The sequence below is a fragment of the uncultured Gimesia sp. genome, assembly GCF_937919775.1.
GTDB lineage: Bacteria > Planctomycetota > Planctomycetia > Planctomycetales > Planctomycetaceae > Gimesia.
In genome coordinates this window covers 1-3,717 of sequence record NZ_CALFPF010000339.1, presented here as the reverse complement: position 1 = coordinate 3,717, position 3,717 = coordinate 1, and the positions used below count along the sequence as shown (strand labels likewise).

The window sequence follows — 3,717 nt, the reverse complement described above, 5'->3', positions numbered from 1 at the left end:
ACTTATCCCGTTCATTATAGAGCTCTACAAAATCAAAATGTTTCCCGACCGTTTTCAAAGCTTCCGAGAATTTGGCATCAAATAATTCGATCAGTGCTTCCCGGCTGGAGGCCCTGCGACATCCCAATGATTGCGCTACATTGCGAATGTCACTCACGGTATTATTCACGCGTACAAAGAAGGCCACTTCGATGTCTGCCCGGATATTGTCCCGACAAATCAGACCCACTTCCCCTTTTCGGGCGATTTCAATTCGCTTTACCGAAAGGTCCATCTGATCGGCCCGGTGCAGGATCGGAATCACAATAATCCCCGTCCCGGTGGCGACTTTGAGTCCTCCCAGACCGGTAATCACCAACGCTTCTTCCGGACCTACTTTCCGATAAAAGCGGGAAAAGGCTATGGCCAGTCCGACGAAAACAATCACCGCATAGATGATAAAACTAATGATGGACGAACTAAATGGGTCAAATCCTAACAGGTAGGAAGTGGAAAAATTAAATGCCGGCATGGACATGGTATTAAGACTCCTGGTTAATTTTTACGACGTAAAAAACCTGTTGTTCTGTGTTAAAATCTGTCAAGCGAACCAGATCGCCCTTCTGGATCGTTTCATCTTCAGATCGAATATGTAGTTTTAACGGGGCTCCTTCCGCCTGCATTTCCGCCTGTCCAAACCGATCGTTTACCGAGGTGCTGGTCACCTGGCAGGTTTTTCCCAGTAACGTCTCGACTTCATTGGGAGGCGTAAATTTAAACAATCCTTTAAAGGGCTGCGTTAACAATTTGGTTACCACCAGACTGATTCCCATATTTCGCGCTGCCAGCGGCAGATAATCCATGAACGAGTTGATCTCGATCTTGTAATCAAAGTTGATTGATAACATCCACATGCTGAGCGAGAACACGCTCACCCAGAGCATCACCGGCACATCGCCCAGATTCAGAAATCTCAGCCCGATAAATCCGAAATCGAGAAAAGAGGGTCCCTCTGTCGGAATTTCAAAATCCAGATCAAAATCGAACAGATCAAGATCCATCACACCTAAAATAATACTGAGCCAATACAACAGGCAAATCGCCACCAGAACCGTCGCCGGCAAGGTAGGCCATTCAAAACAGGCTTGTATAAACTCCATCACCAAACGCTCCCCTTCTAAGGAGAGGTTTCTCATTAGAAGCTGTTAAGTGAAATCGATCTCTCGTCTTCGATATGGAAACAATTCAACGAGTACGGTTACTTCAGTATGAGCTGTAAAACACTGCTCATAGCGTCAAGAACGTGATTTTCGCCGGTTGGATCACGAAAACCTGAGAATCCAGCAGATTTTTTCTTGATATCGGAATCATTAGCAAAAAGGCAATTGTTCGGAGTGGATTCAATTTAATGAAGTCCGGTGAACAAAATGGGGAAAAATATCGGAGTTAAGTCAAATATGCTCAAGATTTCTTCTAATCTTAACAGGCAATCAGGGCGCAAAAAAAAGCCGCCTGTTGTAACGGTTATGTTCAACAGGCGGCTTGAAATGATACTACTGCTTGCAGGAATTGAAAGCTTACGCCTGCTGTTGCTGTATTTCAATCGGCGGGGCTCCCATGATGTGGTAGCCCGAATCGACGTGGTGGTTTTCGCCGGAAACACCACTCGACAGATCGCTCAACAGATACATGCCTGCTTTGCCGACATCTTCCGGTGTAATATTTTTACGCAGGGGCGACATGGTTTGATACAGTTTCATCATCATATCAAACTCACCGACGGCAGACGAACTGAGTGTCTTCAGAGGCCCGGCGCTCAAACTGTTTACTCGAATGCCCTGTGGTCCCAGTTCATTCGCGAGATACATGACAGAATTTTCAAGTGCCGACTTGCAGACTCCCATGATGTTGTAGCCGGGAATCACTTTCTCACCTCCCAGGTAACTGAGAGTCAGAATACTTCCGCCCGGTTTCAGAATGTCTTTTGCACGGTTTGCAATGGCCAGCAAACTGTAAACGCTGATTTCCATCGACAGTTTGAAACCATCACGGCTTACTTTGTAAACAGGGCCTTTGAGGTCTTCCATCGGAGCATAAGCGACCGAGTGCAACACGAAATCAATCTCGCCATATTCTGCTTTGACGATTTCAAAAACTTTATCAAGGTCTTCATCTTTCGTGACATCACAAGGGATCATAATCTTAGCTCCCTTGGGCTCGACCAGCTTTCGCAACCGGCGTTCCATTCGGGGTCGCTCGGGATCTTTATCGGGAAGGTGCGTAAAGGCGATTTCCGCTCCTTCATCATATAATTTTTCCGTAATGGCCCATGCAATCGAATGGTCATTGGCGATACCAAAAACCAGACCTTTTTTGCCTTCAAAAAGACCCATGCTGTAATACTCCGTAAATATAATGAAATCCGGGAAGATTGATGTTTCAGGAACGTTCAATCTGTTTCTGATACCAGTTCTTTTCTGATTGCGTATAAACTATTCGAATTGCGCGAAATAGAAAAGTCAAAGGCGGCTTGTTGTTCGTGAAAACAGCAAACCGCCTTAGCTATAAACGTTTCTTTGAGGGAAAAACAGAGCTTATTCCGCAACACCAACCATTGTTGGAGCGATCTGCTCTGATTGAGCGGCTTCTGCGGCTTCGTTTTCCTCATCTTCCTTACTCGGGAAGATCGCATCGACGAAACCTCTGAGATGAGCGCTTCGTGTCTGATGCTGCAACTTCCGCAACGCTTTGGACTCGATCTGGCGAATACGCTCGCGGGTCACTTTGAAAATACGCCCCGTTTCTTCCAGGGTATAGCTGTAACCATCGCCTAAACCATAACGCAAGCGGATAATTTCGCGTTCACGATAGGTGAGGCTTTTCAGAACATGCTCAATTTTGTCTTTCAACATTTCACGCATGGCGGCATCGGCAGGAGAGGACTCATGGCCATCTTCCAGAAAATCGCCGAAGCTGCTGTCTTCACTTTCCCCAACCGGAGTATCCAGGCTGATGGGGTGCTTCCAGGTTTTCATGATCCGTTCAGTCTCTTCGACTCCCAGACCGACGGAATCAGCCAGTTCTTCCATCGTTGGTTCGCGGCCTGTTTCCTGACGAATCTGCTCACTGCGGGCTTTCAGGGTCGAAATGCTCTGGAACATGTGGACCGGGATTCGAATCGTTCTGGCGTGATCGGCAACGGCACGGGTAATCGCCTGACGAATCCACCATGTGGCATAAGTCGAGAACTTGTAACCGCGACGGTACTCATATTTTTCGACACCACGCATCAATCCGGCGTTTCCTTCCTGAATCAGGTCCAGGAAACTCAGTCCACGGTTTCGGTATTTTTTGGCAATCGAAACCACCAGACGCAGGTTGCCACCCGAAAGCTGCTGCTTGGCTTCAGTCCAGTCATCAAAGCGGCGGCTGATTTCACGGGAACGTGCCTGAAAGTCTTCGGCCGACTCGACCACCATAATGGTCAATTCCGAAATTTCGCGTTCCAGAAGACGCGTATCAGTCGACTTGTGACGCAGTTGCTTAAAGTCATCCAGTTGTTCCTGAACTTCCCGCATGCGTCCGGCAATTTGATGAATCCGTTTCAGAACCGGTTGTAAACGTTGCGTACGCAGACAGAGTTCTTCGCAGAGTGTAGCCATTTTCTGACGACGAACTGTCATTCGCTTTTGTACGCTGCGCTGTTCCGACTTGCTCAACTCACCGGAGTTAAGTAAT

General features: G+C 47.4%; 4 protein-coding genes. All 4 read right to left on the bottom strand.

All coding sequences use genetic code 11. The annotated features are described in order from the left end of the window. Positions 1 to 517, bottom strand: a 517-nt coding sequence (locus Q0294_RS09435; RefSeq protein WP_299463872.1) for an SPFH domain-containing protein, incomplete at its 3' end; no start/stop codon positions are given. A gap of 4 nt (positions 518 to 521) precedes the next feature. Beyond that, the gene (locus Q0294_RS09430) at positions 522 to 1,139 is read right to left on the bottom strand and encodes a hypothetical protein (protein ID WP_299463870.1); all 618 of its coding nucleotides are present in this window, start codon (positions 1,137 to 1,139) and stop codon (positions 522 to 524) included. A gap of 417 nt (positions 1,140 to 1,556) precedes the next feature. Continuing rightward, on the bottom strand, positions 1,557 to 2,372 hold the full coding sequence (locus Q0294_RS09425; RefSeq protein ID WP_299463867.1) for an enoyl-ACP reductase: 816 nt from the start codon (positions 2,370 to 2,372) through the stop codon (positions 1,557 to 1,559). Positions 2,373 to 2,573: 201 nt separating this feature from the next. Beyond that, positions 2,574 to 3,717, bottom strand: a 1,144-nt coding sequence (locus tag Q0294_RS09420) for a sigma-70 family RNA polymerase sigma factor (protein WP_299463864.1), incomplete at its 5' end; no start/stop codon positions are given.